At 54.9% G+C, this 22,289-nt stretch carries 20 protein-coding genes and 1 pseudogene; 6 read left to right on the plus strand and 15 right to left on the minus strand.

Translation table 11 applies throughout. The features are described 5' to 3' along the window. Positions 1-78 precede the first annotated feature (78 nt). Positions 79-1,293, plus strand: coding sequence for an aspartate aminotransferase family protein (locus J8X26_RS05120; protein WP_165061078.1), 1,215 nt, complete (start codon positions 79-81; stop codon positions 1,291-1,293). Between the two features lie 188 nt (positions 1,294-1,481). On the opposite strand, the gene J8X26_RS05125 is transcribed toward J8X26_RS05120, so the two are convergent. Both J8X26_RS05125 and crp read right to left on the minus strand, forming a co-directional pair. After that, on the minus strand, positions 1,482-3,557 hold the full coding sequence (locus J8X26_RS05125; RefSeq protein WP_208950312.1) for a YccS/YhfK family putative transporter: 2,076 nt from the start codon (positions 3,555-3,557) through the stop codon (positions 1,482-1,484). Between the two features lie 61 nt (positions 3,558-3,618). After that, positions 3,619-4,251: a cAMP-activated global transcriptional regulator CRP gene (crp, locus tag J8X26_RS05130; protein ID WP_013573634.1), complete on the minus strand. Its 633-nt coding sequence runs from the start codon at positions 4,249-4,251 to the stop codon at positions 3,619-3,621. 362 nt (positions 4,252-4,613) lie between these two features. Between crp and J8X26_RS05135 the strand changes: the two genes are divergently transcribed. Beyond that, entirely contained in the window at positions 4,614-5,021 is a 408-nt protein-coding gene (locus tag J8X26_RS05135; RefSeq protein ID WP_101077441.1) for an OsmC family protein, read from the plus strand. Position 5,022: 1 nt separating this feature from the next. On the opposite strand, the gene J8X26_RS05140 is transcribed toward J8X26_RS05135, so the two are convergent. Continuing rightward, entirely contained in the window at positions 5,023-5,934 is a 912-nt protein-coding gene (locus J8X26_RS05140; protein ID WP_208950313.1) for a LysR substrate-binding domain-containing protein, read from the minus strand. A gap of 204 nt (positions 5,935-6,138) precedes the next feature. Here J8X26_RS05140 and J8X26_RS05145 point away from each other — a divergent pair, with 204 nt between their 5' ends. After that, on the plus strand, positions 6,139-7,329 hold the full coding sequence (locus J8X26_RS05145; RefSeq protein ID WP_208950314.1) for an MFS transporter: 1,191 nt from the start codon (positions 6,139-6,141) through the stop codon (positions 7,327-7,329). Positions 7,330-7,344: 15 nt separating this feature from the next. Further along, entirely contained in the window at positions 7,345-8,529 is a 1,185-nt protein-coding gene (locus tag J8X26_RS05150) for an amidohydrolase (protein ID WP_208950315.1), read from the plus strand. Between the two features lie 5 nt (positions 8,530-8,534). Here the strand turns inward: J8X26_RS05150 and J8X26_RS05155 are convergent, their stop codons facing one another. The 9 genes and pseudogenes from J8X26_RS05155 to yiaK form a co-directional block, all read right to left on the minus strand. Further along, complete coding sequence (locus J8X26_RS05155; protein WP_013573636.1) at positions 8,535-9,404, minus strand: phosphoribulokinase; 870 nt, start codon at positions 9,402-9,404, stop codon at positions 8,535-8,537. 137 nt (positions 9,405-9,541) lie between these two features. Continuing rightward, positions 9,542-10,243: an L-ribulose-5-phosphate 4-epimerase gene (araD, locus tag J8X26_RS05160; protein WP_152327491.1), complete on the minus strand. Its 702-nt coding sequence runs from the start codon at positions 10,241-10,243 to the stop codon at positions 9,542-9,544. Beyond that, on the minus strand, positions 10,237-11,097 hold the full coding sequence (locus J8X26_RS05165; RefSeq protein ID WP_165061092.1) for an L-ribulose-5-phosphate 3-epimerase: 861 nt from the start codon (positions 11,095-11,097) through the stop codon (positions 10,237-10,239). Before J8X26_RS05165 ends, araD begins: the two co-directional genes overlap by 7 nt. Continuing rightward, positions 11,094-11,753 carry a 3-keto-L-gulonate-6-phosphate decarboxylase UlaD gene (ulaD, locus tag J8X26_RS05170; protein WP_208950316.1) on the minus strand — a complete coding sequence of 220 codons (660 nt, stop codon included), beginning with the start codon at positions 11,751-11,753 and terminating at the stop codon, positions 11,094-11,096. The genes J8X26_RS05165 and ulaD overlap by 4 nt, the downstream gene beginning before the upstream one ends. Next, a complete protein-coding gene (locus J8X26_RS05175; RefSeq protein WP_208950317.1) occupies positions 11,746-13,275 on the minus strand; it encodes an FGGY-family carbohydrate kinase in 1,530 nt (509 codons plus the stop codon). The genes ulaD and J8X26_RS05175 overlap by 8 nt, the downstream gene beginning before the upstream one ends. Positions 13,276-13,284: 9 nt before the next feature. Next, on the minus strand, positions 13,285-14,622 hold the full coding sequence (locus J8X26_RS05180) for an MFS transporter (RefSeq protein ID WP_165061100.1): 1,338 nt from the start codon (positions 14,620-14,622) through the stop codon (positions 13,285-13,287). Positions 14,623-14,730: 108 nt separating this feature from the next. After that, positions 14,731-15,704: pseudogene (locus tag J8X26_RS05185) on the minus strand (DUF4862 family protein). 52 nt (positions 15,705-15,756) lie between these two features. Continuing rightward, the gene (locus tag J8X26_RS05190) at positions 15,757-16,224 is read right to left on the minus strand and encodes a YhcH/YjgK/YiaL family protein (protein WP_208950318.1); all 468 of its coding nucleotides are present in this window, start codon (positions 16,222-16,224) and stop codon (positions 15,757-15,759) included. 11 nt (positions 16,225-16,235) lie between these two features. After that, positions 16,236-17,234, minus strand: a complete 999-nt coding sequence (gene yiaK / locus J8X26_RS05195) for a 3-dehydro-L-gulonate 2-dehydrogenase (protein WP_152327484.1) — start codon at positions 17,232-17,234, stop codon at positions 16,236-16,238. 300 nt (positions 17,235-17,534) lie between these two features. Here yiaK and J8X26_RS05200 point away from each other — a divergent pair, with 300 nt between their 5' ends. Next, positions 17,535-18,341, plus strand: coding sequence for an IclR family transcriptional regulator (locus J8X26_RS05200; RefSeq protein WP_152327483.1), 807 nt, complete (start codon positions 17,535-17,537; stop codon positions 18,339-18,341). A gap of 2 nt (positions 18,342-18,343) precedes the next feature. Here J8X26_RS05200 and J8X26_RS05205 read toward each other — a convergent pair whose 3' ends face one another. Both J8X26_RS05205 and J8X26_RS05210 read right to left on the minus strand, forming a co-directional pair. Further along, positions 18,344-18,589: a YheU family protein gene (locus tag J8X26_RS05205; RefSeq protein WP_165061109.1), complete on the minus strand. Its 246-nt coding sequence runs from the start codon at positions 18,587-18,589 to the stop codon at positions 18,344-18,346. Next, a complete protein-coding gene (locus J8X26_RS05210) occupies positions 18,586-19,581 on the minus strand; it encodes a hydrolase (protein ID WP_208950319.1) in 996 nt (331 codons plus the stop codon). The genes J8X26_RS05205 and J8X26_RS05210 overlap by 4 nt, the downstream gene beginning before the upstream one ends. A 100-nt stretch (positions 19,582-19,681) precedes the next feature. Here J8X26_RS05210 and J8X26_RS05215 point away from each other — a divergent pair, with 100 nt between their 5' ends. Continuing rightward, positions 19,682-20,284 (plus strand): LysE family translocator, encoded by a 603-nt coding sequence (locus J8X26_RS05215; protein WP_152327480.1) that lies wholly within the window; start codon positions 19,682-19,684, stop codon positions 20,282-20,284. A 60-nt stretch (positions 20,285-20,344) separates the two neighbouring features. Here the strand turns inward: J8X26_RS05215 and J8X26_RS05220 are convergent, their stop codons facing one another. Continuing rightward, positions 20,345-22,261, minus strand: coding sequence for an ABC transporter ATP-binding protein (locus tag J8X26_RS05220; RefSeq protein WP_208950320.1), 1,917 nt, complete (start codon positions 22,259-22,261; stop codon positions 20,345-20,347). Between the last annotated feature and the right edge of the window lie 28 nt (positions 22,262-22,289).

Here is a 22,289-nt window from a genome sequence, read left to right on the forward strand (position 1 = left end):
TTCTGTTTGCCTGTGCGTGATTTTTTATGCATATTTTGTGATTATATTTTCATATTACTTCAGTAAGGGAAAACGGTTATGGCAGAAAAATCAGCGGTAGATCGGGGTACGTTCGACAAAGTGATTTTGCCGGTTTATTCACCTGCGAAATTCATTCCGGTGAAGGGCAAAGGCAGCCGCGTGTGGGACCAGCAGGGCACCGAATACGTTGATTTCGCTGGCGGTATCGCGGTTACGGCGCTCGGACATTGTCATCCGGCACTGGTTAAAGCCTTGCATGAACAGGGTGAAACTCTGTGGCATGTCAGTAACGTATTTACCAACGAACCCGCTCTGCGACTGGCTCAGAAGTTGATCGACGCCACTTTTGCCGACCGCGTATTTTTTGCCAACTCCGGCGCTGAAGCTAATGAGGCCGCATTCAAACTTGCGCGCTATTATGCTTCCCACCGCCACAGCCCGTACAAAAGTAAGATCATCGCTTTCCATAACGCTTTCCATGGCCGCACGTTGTTTACCGTTTCAGTCGGCGGACAGCCGAAATATTCCGACGGCTTCGGCCCGAAACCTGCTGACATCGTACATGTGCCCTTCAACGATCTGGACGCGGTAAAAGCGGTGATCGACGACCATACCTGCGCAATTGTGGTCGAACCCGTTCAGGGCGAAGGCGGGGTGACACCGGCCACCAAAGAATTCCTGCAAGGGCTGCGTGAACTTTGCGACAAACATCAGGCACTGCTGGTGCTCGATGAAGTGCAAAGCGGTATGGGGCGTAGCGGTAAGTTGTTCAGCTACATGCATTACGGCGTGACGCCGGACATTCTGACCACAGCCAAAGCGCTGGGCGGCGGTTTCCCTGTCAGCGCCATGCTGGCAACGGAAGACGTTGCATCGGTGATGGAGCCGGGCAAACATGGCACCACCTACGGCGGTAACCCGCTGGCCTGTGCCGTCGCCGAAGCCGCACTGGATATTATCAATACGCCAGACGTGCTGGCCGGTATCAATGAACGCCGCGAGAAATTCATCAGCGCGCTGGATGCCATCAACCAGAAATATTCTGTCTTCAGCGAATTCCGCGGGCAGGGGTTGCTGATTGGCGCCGAGCTGTCGGATGCCTTCAAAAACCGCGCCGGAGAGTTTCATGCCGCCGCCGCTGAGTTCGGGTTGATGATGCTGGTGGCGGGCCCGAATGTGATCCGGTTTGCACCATCACTGGTTATCGACTTCGCGGATATTGAAGAAGGGATGGGGCGCTTTGAGAAAGCTGTGGCAAAAGTTACAGGCTGACTGCTCCCCCCTTGCGAAGGGGAGATCGACGTTTTACTTCTATCCTGCAATAGCTGAACGGTTTTACTTTTGCTCCTTCCCCTTTCACGAGGGGAAGGCTGGGATGGGGTGTGGTTTGAGGGCAACTCAGACAATTAAGCCGACCTTAATACCCCACCCCTCCCTTTCGCAGGGGAGGGAGTTATAAATTACGCCCGCCGCGTTAACCAGATCCCATGATGTGGTCTCTGCTTCCACGCCAGTGACGAAATAGTATGCATCACACTCAGATGCGATATCACCCTCCGCAGGTGGCGTTCCATTTCGGTCAGCGGCATATCCGGATGCAGCTCCGGCGCATTAAACAAGGTGTTCTCACCACCGGGCCCGTCGTAAAGCAACCGTTGCTGACAGCTTTGCAGCGCGATTTCGCAGGTCTGCAAATACTCCGTCGCCAGTTTCTCCGGCAGCATGTAGTGCTCGCGGGCGAGAATAGTCATCGCATTGATGTGCTCGACAATAAACTGACTGTGCGTCACCCACAGACGCATATCCGCCAGATAATGCGAGTTAAAGCCCGGTTCCTGCATTGCCTGATTCAGTGAGGTGAACAGTTTATTATGCGCCTGATTGACCTGCATTCGGGTGTAAGCGAGTTTCGCGGCATCCGGATTTTCCTCAAGCAGTAACCGGATTGCGTTCTGATAGGTTTCCAGCGCCTGATGCGCATTCTGGCGCAGCAAACCGCTTTGCCATTGCGGCCACAACCAGATGGTGCCGCCGAAAGCCAGCGCACAGCCGATCAGCGTATCTATCAGCCGTGGTACGAGAAAGTGTACGCCATTCATCGCCAGCAGTTGCAGGGTATACACGGCTGTCACTGTCATACCTACCATTGCCAGCCCGTAGTTTTTGCGTAAAACCGTGTAGGACAACAAAGTAATCAGCAGCATGCAGAGCAACGTGGTGCTTTCGGGTAATTCCAGCTTCAGCAATCCGGATGCAATCAGTAATCCGGCCAGCGTCCCCAGCGCACGGTGCTGGATACGTACGCGCGTGGCGTTATAGCCGTTCTGGCTGACCAGCATGATGGTCAGCAAAATCCAGTAGGGCTTGGGCAGATTGAAAAACAGACCAAGGCTGCTGCCAATCGCCAGGATGATGCCAAGCCGGGCAGCATTGCGCAGCGCGACCGATTTAAAGGAAAGATAACTTTTCAACGCCGGCCAGAAAGGTAAGCGGGGCTGAGTGTTCATCAGATCGCGTCGGTACAGCGGACGTTGTGTCCGCAATAAACGCGCAATGCGGCTGAAATGGTAATAGCAAAATTGACCGACCGGATTCTCCGGATTGCGCGCGGCTATTTTCTCCAGCGCGGCCAGTTCGTTGGCCATCGTAAATCGCCCGGATAAACGGTGATAAAGAATGTCATCAGCGATGACCCGCAGACGGGCGGAGATCACCTGCGCATTACGTCGTATAACCGCTTCGGCGTGGCTTTCTTCCACCAGCTTTTGCACTTCTTCCGGCTGATGCAGGCTCACCGTGATGTGTTCCTGCAAATCGAGTGCGACCTGAAAACGCTGGAACAGTCGCTTATGGTGATGATGATGTCCGTGTTGCGGCAGCATGTGCAGTTGCTGATAAAGCAGGGCAATCAGATCGATAACCTGTTGCTGACGCGCCAGCAGTGGCGGTAGCGCGGTTTCAGGATCGGTGTGTTGCGTCAGCAGGCTGTATTTCGCCTCGAAGTAATCTGCCAGTTGCAGATAGAGCTGGCTGAGGGTTTCGCGCATCGGTTGTTCTTTTGAAATACGAAACCACGCCCAGTTAAAGATACCGTACCAGGCGGTGCCTGCGGCGAACAGCGCCGGAGCTTGCCACATCGGGCGCAGACCCACCATGCTCAGCGTGAAGATGGTCGCCACCAGCGCACCGGGCAACAGACGCGCATGCAGCGGGCTGATTTCACCGGTCACGCCCAGCAGTAACGCCAGCGACAGCATGATGAGCGGCAGGGGAATGTGCCAGCTTTCCAGCATCACTTGCAGCAGAATGCTGCTCAGGGCAAAAAGCGTGCCGCCGACCATCAGACGTTTGAAAAAGCGTTTGTGTGGCGTATCCAGACCCGCGACATTGCAGCAGGCCGGGCACAGGGAAAACAGCAGACCCATTTGCAGATTGCCAAAAAGCCAGCAAATGCCAACAGGCAGGCACAACACCAGCGTCTGGCGCAGCGCGTAGTTAACTTCGGGATGATAGAACAGTCTTCGCCATAGCGTCATGGATAAAGCTTAGCCCATAAAAAAGGCGCGACAGTTAGCTGTCGCGCCAATTTCTGAGGGATTAACGTGTGCCGTAAACGACAATCGTTTTACCGTGTGCGGAGATCAGGCTTTGATCTTCCAACATTTTGAGAATACGTCCGACTGTTTCACGTGAACAACCGACGATTTGGCCGATTTCCTGACGGGTGATCTTGATTTGCATCCCGTCCGGATGGGTCATTGCATCAGGCTGTTTAGCCAGATTAAGCAAAGTTTGCGCGATACGGCCTGTTACGTCGAGGAAGGCAAGATTGCCGACTTTCTCTGACGTCACTTGCAGACGGTTTGCCATCTGCGCGGAAAGACGCATCAGAATATCCGGGTTTACCTGAATCAGCTGGCGGAATTTTTTATAAGAAATTTCAGCCACTTCGCAGGCAGTTTTAGCACGCACCCAGGCACTGCGTTCCTGCCCTTCTTCGAAGAGTCCCAGCTCGCCGATGAAGTCACCTTGGTTAAGGTATGACAGTATCATTTCTTTGCCTTCTTCATCTTTAATCAGGACGGCAACCGACCCTTTCACGATGTAGTACAGCGTTTCGGCTTTTTCACCTTGGTGAATCAGCGTACTTTTAGAAGGATACTTATGTATATGACAGTGAGACAGGAACCATTCGAGAGTCGGGTCTGTTTGTGGCTTGCCGAGAACCATTTGCTATTATCCTCTGTTGTTATCGCTGCCCAAAATCACAGGGCTCAGAGTTCCCTGTACGGCACTTACTTTAAAAAGCGCCCTTTCAGCATATAACTCCCCAGAAATGCTGCAAGCGGATGTCGGAGTGAAACAGCCTGATTATTGCTGTTAACACCGTGGGTTCTGTTCTTAAACCGCAAAAACCGTCACCGCAATTTACTGGAAAGTATGTTTCGGCTTTGTTTGTAACACAGGTTTGCAATGCTGTCTTCTGTTGTCTCGCTTCAGCATGATGGCGATCGGGTTACGTTGCCAGTTTTTGGGTGAAAGGGTAGTCTGAGGGGAAAATTTGACGAATTTATCCACCGGGAGAAGAGCACATGCACGCACGCGTAAAATGGGTAGAAGGGCTGACGTTTTTAGGTGAGTCAGCGTCGGGCCATCAGATCACAATGGATGGTAATGCGGGCGACAAAGCCCCGAGCCCGATGGAAATGTTGCTGATGTCGGCGGGCGGTTGCAGCGCGATTGATGTAGTGTCTATTTTGCAAAAAGGCCGCAACGACGTGCGTGACTGCGAAGTGAAACTGACGTCTCAGCGCCGCGAAGAAGCACCGCGTCTGTTCACGCACATCAACCTGCATTTCATCGTCACCGGCAAAGACCTGACGGATAAAATTGTGGAACGCGCAGTCAGCCTGTCTGCGGAAAAATATTGCTCCGTTTCCCTGATGCTGGGCAAAGCCGCGACAATCACCCACAGTTTTGAAGTAGTGAACGCCGAATAAGTCACGACCAGTGATACGACTGGCACTGACTTCGCAGTAAATCCAGAAATCGCCGCGCGGCAAACGTCAGCGGCGATTTCTGCGAATAGAGCACGCAATATTCCGCTTCCGGCAGCGTATCGATATTGAGCAGGCAAAGCCTGTCCTGTAAGCCGAACGGCGCGCGCATGGCCTTCGCCACAATCGTCAGATAATCCGACTGCAACACCATATTCAGCCCGCACACTACCGAATCCGTTCTTACCGGCGTTTCCCCGGCTGGTGCGTTAAAGCCGTTCATCGAAAGCTGAATCTGCTGGTAGTAACCCATATCCGTTTCCGGCAACACCCAGCGCGCGCACTGCAATTCGTCGAGCGTGGTGGCATCTGCCAGCGGATGGCCTTGCCGCGCAATCACACCAAAAGGGGCGCTAAACAGCGGCTCACGCACCAAATCTTCCAGCGGAAAACCCGGCCCGGCGGTCCCGACGGCAAAATCGAGTTTCCCTTCACGCAGCGCCGGTAACAGCGTCGAAAGCTGGCCTTCTTTAATCAGCAGTTTGGACTGGGGAAATTGCGTTTTGAACGCTTCACTAAGGGCCGGAAATACCGTCAGCGCCAGCAGTGATGAAAACCCGATAGCCACCGAACCCTGCGAATACTGATTAATCTGCCGGATCTCATCCGCCGCGCGTTCAAGTTCTTCGAGAATAAACTGCATGCGCTGCGCAAAGGCACGGCCGGTTTCCGTCAGCGCCATGCCCTGATTGCCGCGCACGATAAGCTGAGTTTCAAGCGTTTGTTCCAGTTCCCGCAAGGTTCTACTGACCGCGGGCTGCGACTGATTCATCGCCCGCGCCGCGCCGCGAATACTGCCGCTGCGGATAACCTGCTGGAAAACCTTGAGTTGCTGCAATTTCGGTAAATAACGCATGTCGCCTCGCTTGAAAGCCCTATCAGTAAAAAGCATCACCCGCCCAAAAATTGCATCTTATGGCAAACCTGTAAAGCTGATAGCTTCAGATTTGGAATAAATAATACGTTGTTATTCAGTTGATTACGTGATGCATGTCGCATTTTACTTTTCGCCCGACAGTGAGAACTTCTGACGCGGTGATAACAAAAAGGGATATCCGCTATGAAAAGTCGTTCCCTGATGATCTTCCTGCTGTTCGTCGGTTATGCGGTGGTGTATATCGACAAAACAGTAATGGGGTTCGCGCTGCTGCCGATTGAGCGCGAATTTAACCTGCAACCAGAGCAGCTGGGTTACATCACCGGCATTTTCTTCCTGGCCTATTCGCTGTTTCAGATCCCCGCTGGCTGGATGAATGACCGCTTCGGCTACAAAAAAGTACTTGGTATCTCGCTGTTTTTGCTCGGCGGGTTCGCGCTCTGCTTCGGTTTGCTGGGATTCAGCCTCGGTTTTCTGGTGACGTTTCGCTTTCTCTCCGGCGTCGGACATTCCGGTTATCCGTGTTCCTGCGCCAAAGCGGTGGTCTCGAATTTTGATGTCGGGCAGCGCACTTTCGCGCAGTCCGTATTGCTGTCATCCGCCGGTCTGGCGATGACAGCCGGGCCGCTGATTGCGGTGTACGCACTCGATACGCTCGGCTGGCGCGGATCATTCTCTATTCTCGGCCTTCTGGCGTTTGCGATTGCCGTTGCGATTATCATTTTTGTGCCGAACCCTCCGAAAGCAGAAGCCCGTAACGGCGTAGCGACCGGCTACCGTGAGCTTCTTAAAAATCCGATTGTCGTGCTGCTGTTCGTGTCGATTTTCTGCATCAACATTCCGTCTTACGGCCTGATGGCGTGGCTGCCTAAATATCTGGTTCAACAGCGCGGAATGTCGCTGGACGTTTCCGGGCTGGTGGTCGCCACCGGCGGAATGGGGATCTGGATTTCCTCGCTCGCGACCGGCTGGCTGGTCGGCCGTTATATGCAGGGCAAAGAGCCGAAAGTGATTTTTTGCAGCGCACTGCTCAGCGCGCTGTGCATCTGGCTGGTCTACACCTCCGGGTCGGCGGTGACCGCCGGGCTGTTCCTGTTCCTCGGCTATATCTTCCTGATGGCGGCATTTGTCACGGTGTTTACGCTGCCGATGAAACGCCTGCCGCCGGAAGTGATGGGTGCCGCAATGGGGATTATCAATACCGGCGGAACGCTCGGCGGATTCGTGGCGCCGATTGCAATGGGCTATCTGATCACCGTGACGCACGGGTATTTTTCGACATTTGTTTTTCTGGCGCTGGCGATGGTGGTTGCCGGGCTGGCGATTTTGCCGCTGACCCTGAAACCGCGCGCAGCGTTGCGCGACATGGCATAACTGAGGAGAAGTCTGATGACATTTAATTTTGAAGCGATGCTGGCGGAAGTCAAAACGGATGTTTTGCGCTGGCGCAGACATATTCATGCGCATCCTGAGCTCTCATTTCAGGAACATAAAACGGCGGATTACATTGCGGAACAGCTGGAAAGTTTTGGCGGTCTGACCCTGACGCGGCTGACGCCCAACAGCGTGGTTGCCGATCTTAAAGGCGCTTATCCGGGGCCGATGTATGCGCTGCGGGCGGATATCGACGCCCTGCCGATTCAGGAAGAAAACGATGAGCCGTTTTGTTCGACGGTGCCGGGCGTCATGCATGCCTGTGGCCATGACGCGCACACCGCGATGTTATTGGGTGCGGCGAAAGTGCTGACGCCATGTCAGTCCGCGCTGCACGGCTCGGTGCGGTTTATCTTCCAGCATGCGGAAGAGTTGCCGCCGGGCGGGGCGCAGGAACTGGTGGATTTAGGCGTGCTCGACGGCGTGGAGAAAATCTTCGGCCTGCACGTTATGCCGAATTCTCCGACGGGCGAGGTTGGCCTGAAAGAGGGCGTGTTCTGCGCGTCCACCGATAACTTCGACATCACGATTACCGGCAAAGGCGGACACGGTTCGATGCCGCATTTGTGCATTGATCCGGTGGTGATTGGCGCGGAAGTGGTGACGGCGCTGCAAAACGTCGTGGCGCGCCGCATCGATCCGCTTCAGGTGCCGGTGCTGACCATCGCCACCTTCCAGAGCGGGGAGAGTTATAACGTCATTCCGGAACGCGTGAAACTCGCCGGAACATTGCGCACCCATCACAGCAGTGTGCGCGAGCAGGTTCCGTTGCTGATGGAACAGATTATTTCGGGGATTACGGCGGCGCACGGTGCGACATACGAACTGCGCTGGACGCGCGGCTATGTGAACGGTGATAACCATCCTGAGGCCTGTGCGATTGCGCGTCAGGTGATCGAAAAAACGCTGGGGCCACAGGCGCTGCGCGAAGTCACTCAGCCGCTGTTCGGTGGTGAGGATTTCTCTTCCTATCAGCAAAAAGTACCGGGTTGCTTCCTGTTTATTGGCAGCGGGAATGAAAAAATTGGCGCGACTTACGGTGTGCATAATCCGCGTTTTCGCCTCGATGAAGAGGCGTTACAGATTGGCGTCGCACTGCATGTCGGGTTTATCCGTCAGTTGCTGATGAACGACGCCTGAGTTCGTTACTCGATTTTTTTACCTTCCATCAGGCGCTGCACCAGCGGCGCCATAATCAGCTCCATCGCCAGTCCCATTTTCCCGCCCGGTACGACCAGTGTTTTAATGTGCGAGATAAACGAGCCCTGCAACATCGCCAGCAGATACGGGAAATCAATGTCGTCCAGCCCCTGGAAGTGGATCACCACAAAGCTTTCATCCAGTGACGGAATGGCTTTGGCAGCGAACGGGTTGGAAGTATCGATAGTCGGTACGCGCTGGAAGTTAATGTGCGTGCGGGAAAACTGCGGCGTGATGTAGTTGATGTAGTCGTCCATCGAACGCACTACGGAATCCATCACCGCCTCACGGGAATGCCCGCGCTCGCCGGTATCACGCACCAGTTTCTGGATCCACTCAAGGTTAACGATGGGCACCACGCCGACCAGCAGATCGACCTGGGCGGCGACGTCAATTTTGTCCGCAACCACGCCGCCGTGCAGGCCTTCGTAAAACAGGATATCGGTCGGTTCCGGGAGCGCCTGCCATGGCGTAAAGGTACCCGGCACCTGATTGTAGGGAACGGCTTCATCATAAGTATGCAGATATTTGCGCGAACGGCCTGTGCCGGTTTTGCCGTATTCGATAAAGCTTTTTTCCAGCAGGCCAAAGTCATTGGCTTCCGGCCCGAAGTAACTGATGTGGCGCCCGAGGTCACGGGCTTTGCGGATCGCCGCATCCATTTCAGGACGGGTGAAATGGTGAAAACTGTCCCCTTCCAGCTCCGCGGCACGCAGGCCAAGTTGTTGAAATATTTTACGAAAGGCCACGCTGGTGGTGGTGGTGCCTGCACCGCTCGAACCGGTCACTGCAATAACAGGATGTTTGGCTGACATAATGCGCTGTTCTCCATAAAGGTGAGGCAGGCAGGCGTACCGCGGTCTTTTCTGTGGTCGAAGACCTGGCGGCATCGCTGCGCATAATTAAGCCTATTGTTACCATATTTATTCGAGAAGTGACAGGCGACGACCGGTTATTTCAGCTGTCCGTAATAGGCATTTTTCCCGTGTTTTCGCAGGTAATGTTTGTCCATCAGCGTCTGTTGCATATCGCCAAGTGCGGGCGTCAGCTGGCGGGAGAATATGCCCATGTAGGCGCATTCCTCCAGCACGACGGCGTTATGCACGGCGTCGGTGGCATTTTTCCCCCAGGCGAATGGCCCGTGAGAATGTACTAAAACCGCCGGAACCTGCATGGCGTCCAGACCCCGCTCCAGGAAGGTTTCGATTATGACGTTGCCGGTTTCCAGTTCGTACGCGCCGTTGATTTCTGCTTCGGTCATCCGGCGCGTGCAGGGAATATTGCCGTAGAAGTAATCAGCGTGCGTGGTGCCCCATGCCGGTAAATCCAGCCCGGCCTGCGACCAGATTGTCGCGTGTCGGGAATGCGTATGCACAATGCCGCCGATTTCCGGAAACTGCCGGTAAAGCGCCAGATGCGTGGCGGTATCCGACGACGGATTTTTGTCGCCTTCGATGCGCTCGCCGGTATGCAGATCGACGATGACCATGTCGCTGGCGCACATGTCGGTATATTCCACGCCCGACGGTTTGATCACCACCCGCCCCTTTTCGCGGTCAACCGCGCTGACGTTGCCCCAGGTAAACGTCACCAGATGATGCGCAGGCAGCGCCAGATTGGCCTCCAGTACGGCCTGTTTCAGCTGTTCTAACATGCGAATTCTCCTTCCTGCATTTTGGCTTCAATCCACTGACGGGCTTTGATGATTTCCAGTACCGGCTCGGCGGCGGTTTCCGTCCACATTTCGATGAGGAATGCGCCGCGATAATTCAGCGCGCCCAGCGTGCGGAAAAAGCCGGTGAAATCGACACAGCCGTCGCCGAACGGCACATCGCGGAACTGGCCTTTAGAGGTCGCGGTGACCGGGTAGGTATCTTTCAGGTGGATAGCGGCGATGCGGTCAATGCCCAGCGCCAGCTCCGACGGAATGTCGTTTCCCCACGCGCTGAGATTGCCGATGTCCGGGTACACGCTGAACCACGGTGAATTCAGGCGCTCATCCCATGCTTTCCATTTGGTTATCGAATTCATGAATTCGGTGTCCATGATTTCGACCGCCAGCGTGACCTGCGCGGCGGCGGCCTGTTCGACTGCCCACGCCAGCCCTTCGGCAAATCGTTCGCGGGTACCGGCGTCGGACGCTTCGTAATACACGTCATAACCGGCCAGCTGTAAGGTGCGGATCCCTAGGTCGCGCGCCAGTTTGATGGCTTTGGTCATCACTTCCCGTGCACGTTCGCGGACGCTTTCATCGTGGCTGCCGAACGGAAAACGGCGGTGTGCGGAAAGGCACATCGACGGAATGGAGACACCGATTTCCATCATCGCTTCGACCAGCGCGACGCGTTGCGTGATGCTCCAGTCGAGGCGCGACAGGCGCTCATCGGTTTCATCCACCGACATTTCAACAAAATCAAAGCCGCAGCTTTTCGCCAGCGCCAGTCGTTCCGGCCAGCTCAGATGTTTGGGCAGCGCTTTTTCATAGATGCCCAGCGGATGTTTTCTCATGCCGTTGCTCCCCAGATTGCGCTGATTTGCTGGTGAAAAGCCTGCGCGACCTGCGCAGGTTGCGTTGCGTCGGATAACGCGCGTCCGGCGATGAACGCCTGCACGTCGATATCGCGGAACAGTGGTAAATCCGCAGGCGTGATGCCGCCGGTGACGGAAAGGCGCAGGCCGATATCCGACAGCTGTTTCATGCGATCCAGATCCTGCTGGCCCCAGGTTTGTCCGCTGGCCTGCGCGTCGCGTCCGCGGTGGTAAATCGCCTGACGGATCCCCGCCGCGTGCCATTCGCGCGCATCCTGCATCGTCCAGTTGCCGAAAAGTTCTATCTGGATTTCACCCTGATACGTTTTCGCCACGTCGTGCGCTTTGATAACCGTCGCCAGTGGTGCGGCGCAAATCACCGTCATCCAGTTAGCCCCGGCTTGAAATGCCTCCAGCGCCAGCGTTTCACCGGCGTCGGCCACTTTCAGGTCGGCCACCAGAATCTTATACGGGCAAAGTTCACGCAGCATTTCTACGGCCTGCAATCCTTCGCAGAGACACAAAATGGTGCCCGCCTCGATGATGTCGACGTGATTTTTCAGCGCCTTCGCGGTGCGCAGCGCGGCCGGAAGGTCGGTATGATCCAGCGCCAGCTGGAGCAGAGGTTTAGTCATGATGAGTTTTTTCCTGTGAGTCAGCCGCCGCGCATCGGGCGTGGTAACCGCCCAGTGCGTCGATCAGGAACTGGTAACGTTGTGATTTTTTCTGATAGGCCATCTGCGCACCGACGTCGGGTTCCAGGCGCCTCACGGCAAAATGCAGATGGCGCTGGGCCTGCGCGAAAGTGGGATACACGCCGGTGCCGACCATCGCCGCCAGCGCCGCGCCCAGACAGCCGGTTTCTTCGATCTGAGGGAGTTCCACCGGCATGCCGCTGACGTCGGCCAGCATCTGCATCCAGACCTCTGAACGCGCCGGACCGCCGGTGACGCGCAGGGTTTTCGCCTGCGGAAAGCGTTCGAGCATGCGGTTAAGGTGCGTCATATGGCTGAACACCACGCCTTCGTAAACCGCCTGCAACAAATGGCCGCGATGGTGCAGTGATTGCAGGCCATAGAATCCGGCGGTCATTTCCACACCCTGATTGCTGCCATAAAGGAAGGGCAGGAACAGAACGTCGGTTGCGGCTTTCGGCAGGGCGCTGACGGCGCGGTTAATCTCGTCAAACGCCATGCCGCCGGTTTGCTGGTTGAGCCATTCGAGATTAGCGGAGGACGTCGGGCTGGCTTCGTGGATGAGATAGCCTTCGCCGCCAGCGTAGCGGCCATAAACGTACGGATGATTTTCCTGCGCGCCCATTTCCGCTGATATTCCGCTGGTGACCGCCCACGTGCCCATCACCGCATTCAGGGTGAATTCGTCGTGAAGTCCAGCGCAAAGCGCGGTAGAGACCACATCGAATAATCCGCCAGCCACCGGCGTGCCTGCGGTTAATCCGGTCAGCGCCGCGACGTCTGGCGTCACGGTTCCGCAGATTTCCGCCGAACCCACCACCGGCGGCAGCGCTGCGCTGATATCGGCAATCCCTAACATTTCAGCCAGCCGGGCGTCGTAACCGCCATTCGCCATGTGGTACAGATTGGATTCGGAGATGTTGGTTTCTTCGCAACCGCGCACGCCGGTCAGGCAATAACGCAGATAATCGTGCGCCATCATTACCGTGCCAATTTGCTGATAACGCTCCGGCTGATGCAGTTTTATCCAGCGCAGCAATGACACCGGATGCCCGGCCCACAGCGCCTGATGGGTCAGCGGATAGATTTGCTGATGCAAGCCGTCACGCTGCCAGGCGCTGATCACATCACCGGCGCGGCGGTCAGAGGACAAAATCCCCCGGCCCAGCGGATTTCCGGCTTTATCCAGCAGGAATAAGCCTTTGCCCTGCGCCGAAATGCCGATGCCTTTCACCTGATTGCCGCTGACGTTTTGCTGGCGCAGCAGCGCGGCAATACAGCTGACGCACGACGCCCACAGCGCAGGCATGTCACGCTCGGCCCAGCCGGGATGGTCGCTCAGAACCGGCAGGGACTGGCGGCAAACGCCAGACTCCTGCCCCGTGTGATCGTACAATCCTGCCTTGAGGTAGGTGCCGCCGCAGTCGATCCCTAACCAGTATTCTCCGGATGAAGCGTTCATCGTATTTCCTCAGGCTGCTGTCGGACGGCTGTCGGGTAATTGGTTCGCCGATTGCGCCGGAACGTCACACCGTGCGGGCAACAGCAATGCCATCAGTGCCGCCAGCGTGAGCGAGATCGCCAGACAATAAACACCGGCATCTTTGCTGTAGAACGTGATGAGCAAACCGACGGCATACGGCCCGCAGAATCCGCCCAGATTGCCCAGCGCGTTAATCACACCGCGTGCTCCACCGGCCATTTCCGCGCTGAAAAGCTTGGCGGGAATGGTCCAGAAAACACCGGCGGCGGATTGCAGGAAGAAACCGCAGCCAACCAGCGCGGCATACGAAAGCCAGACGGTGTTTTTCAGCATCACCGACAGGAACATGCAGGCCGCAAAGCCCAGGAGGGGCAGGAACACGTACAATTTGCGTTTGCCGGTGCGGTCAGACAGCGAGGAGAACAGCAGCATGCCCGCCACGGCGCCGATGTAAGGCAGGATCGCGAGGACGCCGACCTGGCCCATAGTGGAATGTGTCAGCTCTTTCAGGATGGTCGGCAGCCACAGGGTGTAGCCGTAAATGCCGGTCTGATAGAAGAAATTCAGGGCGATAAGCTGCCACATCGTCCGGTTGGCCAGCACTGCGCCGAGCGAGGCGTTTCTGACTTCTTTCCCCGCAATGGCTTTCTGTTCGGCGGCCAGCGTCGATATCAGCCAGTTTTTTTCTTCGGGCGAAATCCAGCGCGCCTCCTGCGGGCGGTCACAAACGGTCAGCACCCACATCGCCAGAACGGCGGCGGAAAGCAACCCTTCAATGATGAACAGCCAGCGCCAGTCGAGTGCGCTGATGATCCAGCCGGAGAGCGGAGCGGTGATGATCCCGGCGATGGGCACGAACATGATCACAATCGCGTTCGCCCTGCCGCGTTCGGCATCGGGGAACCAGTTGCTGATCATCGTCAGTACGACCGGCAACATGCCGCCTTCTGCAACGCCCAGCGAGAAGCGCAGGAAGAGCAGCTGATACTGATTGGTGACCAGGCCGGTGAGAATCGAAATAATGACCCACGCAACCAGTGACCAGCCGATGAATTTCTTACCACTGCCGTGAACCGCGATTTTCCCGCCTGGTACCTGAAGGAATAAATACCCGAGGAAGAATATGCCGCCAGCCAGCCCGGCCATTGATGCGGTAATGCCTAATTCAGCGTCCATTCCGCCCGGCATGGCAAAGGCAATATTTACCCTGTCCATATAAGAGATAATACAGGCAATCAGGATTGGTGGAATAATTCTAAGCCAGCGCTGTTTGGGTATTTCTTTTAATGAACGATTGCTTTGCAGAGTGTCAGAGTTCTTATTCATAACTTATTACCTTAATAATGAGTTACAGAGCCCGTTTAACAGACGAGCGGGTTTCCCCTCAGAAAAAAGGGATGTGGTGTAAAATAAGATGTCGCTATTTTATGATTGTTATTTTTTATTGATTGCCAGATTCATGGCCTTAATGCCGTCCTGCAAAATAGCAATACGATGATCCACGCCGGCGCTGGCATTAATTTCCAGTAATTTAATTCCCGAGAAGTTCAGGGATTCCGGTGGTGCGTGCCGGAACATTTCGGCGGCAATATCGACGGTCATCAGGCTTTCCTGACATTCCGCTTCACTGCCTGCGAACGGCGCAAACGGTGCGTGCAGACTTGCCAGTCGCCATAAACACCTTCGCGGGTGGTGCCCGAGAACATCAGCGCCTGAAGAACACCGGCCTGCTGGCTGATTTGCAGATGTTCCAGCGGCAGGGACGTATTGCGGCCTTCAATGGCGGAACGCGCCCAGTTGATACACACTCCGGCCGTTTTCCCGGTGTAAGCTTTGGCCTCAGCAATCGCCGTCAGTTCGTGCACCAGCGGCAGAAAACCTTTGCGTGAAGCCGGTTTATCCAGCGCATCGCAATGCTCGATAACCAGCCCGCACGGCCAGTCCCAGCTCAGGATTTCCTTCAGGGACTCCGTAAAACAGCGCGCGGCAAGACTGACATTTTGTGTGCCAGCCAGCGGCGCGGACTGCAACTCCACGGCCAGCACTTTGTTTCTGCCAACGCGCGTATTGGTCTGATCAACCTTTTCGAAAATGTGGCGGTAATAGCCGATACAGGCGCGGCGTTGTTCAACGTCTTCGGACGCCAGCCCGAAGCCCGGCAAGGTTCCGCGCCTGCGCATGGTTTCCATCACCCCGGTCACCACGATGTCCCACTCGTCAGGCAGATGGCGGAATAACCATTCATCGCCATACGGATGTAACGTTTCAAGACAAGGTTGTTCTATTCCACGGATCCCCGGAATATCGGCCAGCTTGCGCCAGAATTCGCTTTCTTCATTTTCATTTCGCTGATGAAAAGAGGGCGCGCAAGGATAAGCGCCGACAATAAAGCCTGCATGCTTTTGCATAGATATTTCCCCATTGAATTAACTGTCTTCCCGAACTGTTTTATCCTGACGGTTACCCGAGTTTATCCATTTTTACTTTGACGACAATTTTTCGGATATTACTGACGGTATGATGAATACACGCCGGGCGGTGAACATCCTGCGGGAAGAATATGGCGTAGGTTCCCGGTGTCATGATGATTTCGGATTCGTTTTCCATGTCGTGATAAAAAATAATGTCTCGTTCTTCAAGCAATGACTGAGATATTAGATTATTCCCCCGGTCGGCGGCATAACCAATAATTTCATTGCCCCAGGCTAAAAATTGAATATCAATATAACGGCGGTGAACTTCGGGCTGATTTTCCGTTTTCTCTTTGGTCGTCAGATCGAGGATCTGCGCATAAATATCCCTGCCTTCAATTTCGACGACGCCGGTTTCCAGAGCGCGAAAATCCGTGGTGCGTAGAAAATTCAGTGCCTTCTCAATCGCTGCGGGAAACGTACAGGGATTCGGGTTGCTGATATGTCCGGATATCATGAGCCAGCTCCTTATAAGGCCTGAATTTTCGCCCAAACGCTGTCATCGACGGTGATCCCGTTGCGGCGGTTTTCTGCCAGCAGGCGGGTGAATTCGTGGCCCGGCAGGCGCACGGCTTCGTCCGGATTATTACGTTCGGCGGTGGTGACGTAATCCATAATGCGCCGGAGTTTTGCATCGCGGGTCGCGCCGTCAATCAGGCGGTCAACTTCGATGGCGATGAAAATCTGCGAAATCCCGTATTCATCCGAGTTGTCTTCGGTGACTTCCGCCACGGACGCGCCGTCGGAAAGCAGGGTGGCAATCATGTCCAGCACAATGGATAAACCGGAACCTTTCCAGTAGCCCATCGGCAAAATGCGCCGGTTCTTTTCTATAACGCCGGGCTCGCGGGTCAGCTGGCCGTTGTCGTCGAAGCCGCCGTCGACCGGCAGTTCACGGCCTGCGAGACGGTTCACTTCCAGCATGCCGTAGGAGAACATCGACATCGACATATCCACCATGGTGATCGGCGAGCCGGGGATGGCGACGATCAGCGGGTTCGTGCCGATGCGGCATTCTTTTGCGCCCCACGGTGGCATAACCGCGATGGAGTTCGTCCAGCAAATCCCGATGTAACCTTTTTCTGCCGCCTGCCAGCCGTAACTTCCGCCGCGCATCCAGTGGTTGGCATTGCGTAACGCCACCAGCCCGATGCCGTGGTCGGAGGCCAGAGAGATGGCGCGATCCATCATTTTTTTCGCCGTCAGATTGCCGATTGAGCGCTGCGCATCCCACTGTTCAATGGCGCCCAGCGACAGGATTTTTTTCGCCACGGCGTCCGGGTGAATGTCACCCTGATCCAGCTGCTGAATGAAGCGCGGGAAACGGTTTACGCCGTGGGAATACACGCCGGACTCTGTGGTTTGGGCAAACATCGTGGCGCATTCATCTGCGACGTCAGGTTTGACGTGGCGCGCGATAAGCACCCTTTTGAACTCCTTTTGCAACGTTTCAAAGCTCAGTTTCATACCCTTCTCCGGTGAGATTGTTAAATATTTGGTTGTTTTTAGATCTCTATATTTCACTATGTGGAATATGATTTCAAAAATCTACTCTTGTCCGGTACGGATCACAATCCATCCGGGTGTTTTTAAAACGCTTTAATATCAGTTGGATAAAAAATTCATGTCCGGTTCGTGATGAAGGACACATTTTAGGCAGGGCAAAAAGCAGGCAGGGAAAAGGAGTTATTTCGCGTGCGAAGGAAGTTTGCTATACCATCGGTTCAGGATTGAAACGCCATCGGCACAACGGGAATTCTTCAAGGTATGAAAGACGCAGAGAACGAACAGGGCAAAGATAAACCGGCAGGAAGTCAGAGCCTGTTCCGTGGGTTACAGCTGATCGAAATCCTCAGCAATTACCCGAACGGCTGCCCGCTGGCGCATCTTTCTGAACTGGCGGAACTGAATAAAAGCACGGTTCACCGTTTACTTCAGGGGCTGCAATCCTGCGGTTATGTCACGCCTGCTCCGGCGGCAGGAAGTTATCGCTTAACCACCAAATTTATTTCTGTCGGCCAGAAGTCACTGTCTTCCCTGAATATTATCCACGTCGCCGCGCCCCATCTTGAAGCACTGAATATCGCGACTGGCGAAACCGTTAATTTCTCCAGCCGGGAAGACGACCACGCCATTCTGATTTACAAGCTGGAACCGACCACCGGAATGCTGCGAACCCGCGCCTACATTGGCCAGCATATGCCGCTGTATTGCTCGGCGATGGGCAAAATCTACATGGCATACGGGCATCAGGATTACGTGCCGGCTTACTGGGAAAGTCACAGCGAACAGATCCAGCCGCTGACCCGCAATACGATTGTCAGCCTGAAAGAGATGGACAAAGAGCTGGCACAGATCCGCGAACAGGGCCTGGCGATGGACAGGGAAGAAAATGAGCTTGGCGTATCCTGTCTGGCGGTGCCTGTGTTTGATATCCACCGGCGCGTGACGTACGCCGTCTCGATTTCACTCTCGACGGCAAAACTCGGCGTGATCGGCGAAGAAGCCCTGCTGAAACCGCTGAAGGAAACCGCGGCCGCGATTTCCGGTGAGCTTGGGCTGAAAGTGGGGTGAGATCACCAGTCCTGCGGCATTTCTTCATGCCCGGCGCGGAACTGGCCCCGGGGCATGATATTTAACGTTTCATGCAATTCTGACCAGACCAGCACAATCTCGCCGCTTTTCAGCTGGCGTTTAACATCATCGACTTTTTGCTCCAGAGAACGTTCCTGCTCACCGTAATCGGTGCCTTCGCGCAATACGAAAGACTCCACCACACTGGTGAGCAGTTCGGCGTCCAGTTCCTGCCAGGGGATAATCACTTTATTGCTTCCTTTGTCTTTGATTCTAAATACGGGGCGATCCAGGCCGGAATGCGTTGTTCCAGCCACATTTTCGGGTGTCGCAGGCTGCCGGAAACAAAGCCGACATGCCCGCCATGTTCTGTTAACTGATATTCCACGCAAGCCGGTAAATCTTCTGCTTTCGGGATGACGTCCGGCGTCATAAACGGATCGTCTTTGGCGTGGATAATCAGCAACGGCGTTCTGACCTGCGCCAGCAGCGGCATACCGCTGCACCGGCGGTAATAATCCAGCGCGTCGGTAAAACCGTGCGCTTTTGAGGTGATGGCATCATCGAAATCACGGATACGGCGCATGGCTTTCAACTGCGACAGCGTGACGGGCAGTGTTCCCGGATATTTTGCCAGTTTGCGCGAGGCATTACCTTTGAGCTGGTCGAGTAAATATCGTTGATAAATCCTTGATGAACCTTGTTCCAGCCGGTAGGCGCAAGGCTCCAGCATCAGTGGTGCAGATACCACAACCGCCGCCTGGAGAGTGCAATTTTCGCCTTCCTGCCCGAGATAACACGCCAGCATATTGCCGCCGAGCGAAACGCCCACGGCACCGGTCGGCACTTCGCCATAAGTTTTATTGAGCCAGCGGATGAAAAAACGGGCATCTTCGGTTTCGCCGGAATGATAAATCCGCTGAAGTTTATTGGGTTCGCCGCTGCATCCGCGAAAATGCATCACGACGCCGAGCCAGCCTTTGTCTTTCCACGCCTGTAATAATCCGTGAGCGTACGGGCTGTAAAAACTGCCTTCCAGCCCGTGAAACAAGATCATGCGTGGTTTATGCCGCGCTTTTTCCGGATCTTCACTCCACGCGAGATCCAGAAAATCGCCGTCCGGCGTATCCAGTCTTTGCCAGTGAGGTTTGAGCTTTGCATGACGGCGCACCAGACGCGGTAACAGCGTCTGGATGTGCGGATTACTGGCCCCGCGCAGGGGACGAAAGGATTCAACCATAAGATGAATAAATTTCTCTTAAGAGGCTCTTGTGCGATCAATATCACGCTGTTAGCTTCAATGCTATCGCACATCTTTCGGGTCGGAGTACCCAAATTAAATGGAACTCGGTTTATTTTTCTCAATGCTCGGATTTTTATGGGTCGCTGCTATCACCCCAGGCCCGAACAATATGTTGTTAACCACGTCTGGCGCTAACTTCGGTTTTTTCCGCTCAATCTGGCTGATGGTGGGCATTATGCTCGGCATGCAAAGTATTTTGCTGCTGGTGGCCTTCGGTGTCGGCGGGCTGATTACGGTTTATCCGGCGTTACACCTTTTCCTCAAAATTGCCGGGAGCCTGTATCTGCTGTGGCTGGCGTGGAAAATTGCCACGTCTGCCTATGAAACGCTGGAAACCGGCGCACCGCCACCGAAGCCAATCCGTTTATATCAGGGCTGGCTGTTGCAATTCCTCAACCCGAAAGCCTGGCTGATGGGACTTGGCGCGGTTGCCAGTTTCAGTCTGGCGGGCGAGGCATACAACCATTCGATTGCCGGTATCAGCCTCGGGATGTTCCTGGTGAATCTGGTTTCCGGGATTATCTGGCTCGGATTCGGTACGGTGATTGGGCGCCTGCTGCGCAGTAAGCGCGCGTGGTACACCTTTAACATCGCGATGGGTATTCTCACCGCGGCCTGCGTATTGTTGATCTGGCACTGAGATGCAATGCAAAAAGGAGCCTCGCGGCTCCTTTTTCATAAATGATGGTTTACAAAACAACTAGTCGAGATCAAGTGCTTTCGACATTTCTTCCAGTTGCTCCTGCGCATCGAGCCAGGTCATTTCGGTTTCTTCCAGCGCGCCTTTGACTTTGGTCTGCTGTTGCAGACATTCGGTCAGTTCGACTTTACGGCTGTTGTCATAAATCGCGGAATCGGCCAGACGCTCTTCAATGGTCGCCAGCTCAGTACTGAGTTTTTCCATCTGCGCTTCAAGTTTGGTGATTTGCTTACGCAGCGGCTGAGTCTGGTTGCGGAAATCGGCTTCGCGGCGCTTCTGATCTTTACGCGACTGCGCGCTGTTCACGCCCCCGTCTTTGGCCGGTGCATCCTGCTGGCTTTCCTGACGCTGAATATCCACCAGCCATTGCTGATAATCCTCCAGATCGCCGTCGAACTGTTCCACTTTGCCGCCGTGAACCAGATACAAATCGTCGGTAGTCGAACGCAGTAAGTGACGGTCATGCGAGACAACAACCATCGCGCCTTCGAAGTCGATTAATGCTTCGGTCAGCGCCTGCCGCATGTCGAGATCCAGGTGGTTGGTCGGTTCATCGAGCAGCAGCAGGTTAGGGCGCTGCCAGACGATGAGCGCCAGCACCAGACGCGCCTTTTCGCCGCCGGAGAAACGTCCGGTCGGATCAGTGACTTTGTCGCCGTGGAAACCAAATCCGCCGAGATAATCGCGCAACTGCTGTTCGGTTTCTTTGTTCGCCAGACGCACCAGATGTTGCAACGGTGAATCTTCAGCACGTAAAAACTCCAGCTGATGCTGGGCGAAGTAACCGAGCTTAACGCCTTTCGCCAGACCGATATCGCCCTGAAGCGGCGGCATGGTACCGGCCAGTAGTTTGATCAGCGTCGATTTACCGGCACCGTTACGGCCCAGTAAGCCGATACGCGATCCCGGCACCAGATTCAGTTTGATCGACTCCAGAATGGTGGTGTCACCATAACCGGCGCTGACTTTTTCCATACGCAGCAGCGGATCGGGCAAACTTTCCGGCGAACGGAAGCTAAAATGAAAAGGATTGTCGACGTGTGCCGGTGCAATCAGTTCCATGCGTTCCAGCATTTTGATACGGCTTTGCGCCTGCTTGGCTTTGGTCGCCTGCGCACGGAAACGGTCGATATAATTTTGCAGATGCGCCACTTTTTCCTGCTGACTTTCAAACAATGCCTGCTGTTGCGACAATTTGGTCGCACGCTGACGTTCGAAAGACGAGTAGTTGCCGGTGTATTCGTTCAGCGATTGCTGTTCGATATGCAGGATTTTATCGACAATCGGATCCAGAAAATCGCGGTCATGGGAAATCAGGACCAGCGTCCCGGTATAGCCTTTCAGCCATTTTTCCAGCCAGATGACGGCGTCTAAATCCAGGTGGTTGGTCGGTTCATCAAGCAGCAGTAAATCAGAACGACAAATCAGCGCCTGCGCCAGGTTCAGGCGCATACGCCAACCACCGGAGAAGGATTTCACCGGCTGCTGCAACTGATTCTGGGTAAAGCCTAAACCGCTGAGCAGGCTGGCGGCACGCGCCGGGATCGTCCAGGCATTAATCGCATCGAGCTTGCCGTGCAGTGTGGCGATAGCGTGGCCATCATCACGCTCATTGGCGTGCTGTAATTCGGATTCTAACTGACGAAATTCGCGATCGCCGTCGATAACATACTCTATCGCCGGTTCGTCAAGCGCTGGCGTTTCCTGATTCACCCAGGCCAGCGCCCAGTTAGACGGAAACGTCAGGTTGCCGGCATCGGCGCTCATTTCACCTTTTAACAGGGAAATCAGGGTGGATTTACCGCAGCCATTTTTGCCCACCAATCCGACTTTCTGGCCGGGATTGATAGTCGCAGACGCGTTGTCCAGCAGCACATTGGTGCCGCGTCGGATTTGTAAGGAGGAGAAAACAATCATAAAGCGCCGTGTTGAGAGTATGTTAAAT

This window comes from Rahnella sp. ChDrAdgB13 (genome assembly GCF_017655185.1).
GTDB lineage: Bacteria > Pseudomonadota > Gammaproteobacteria > Enterobacterales > Enterobacteriaceae > Rahnella > Rahnella contaminans.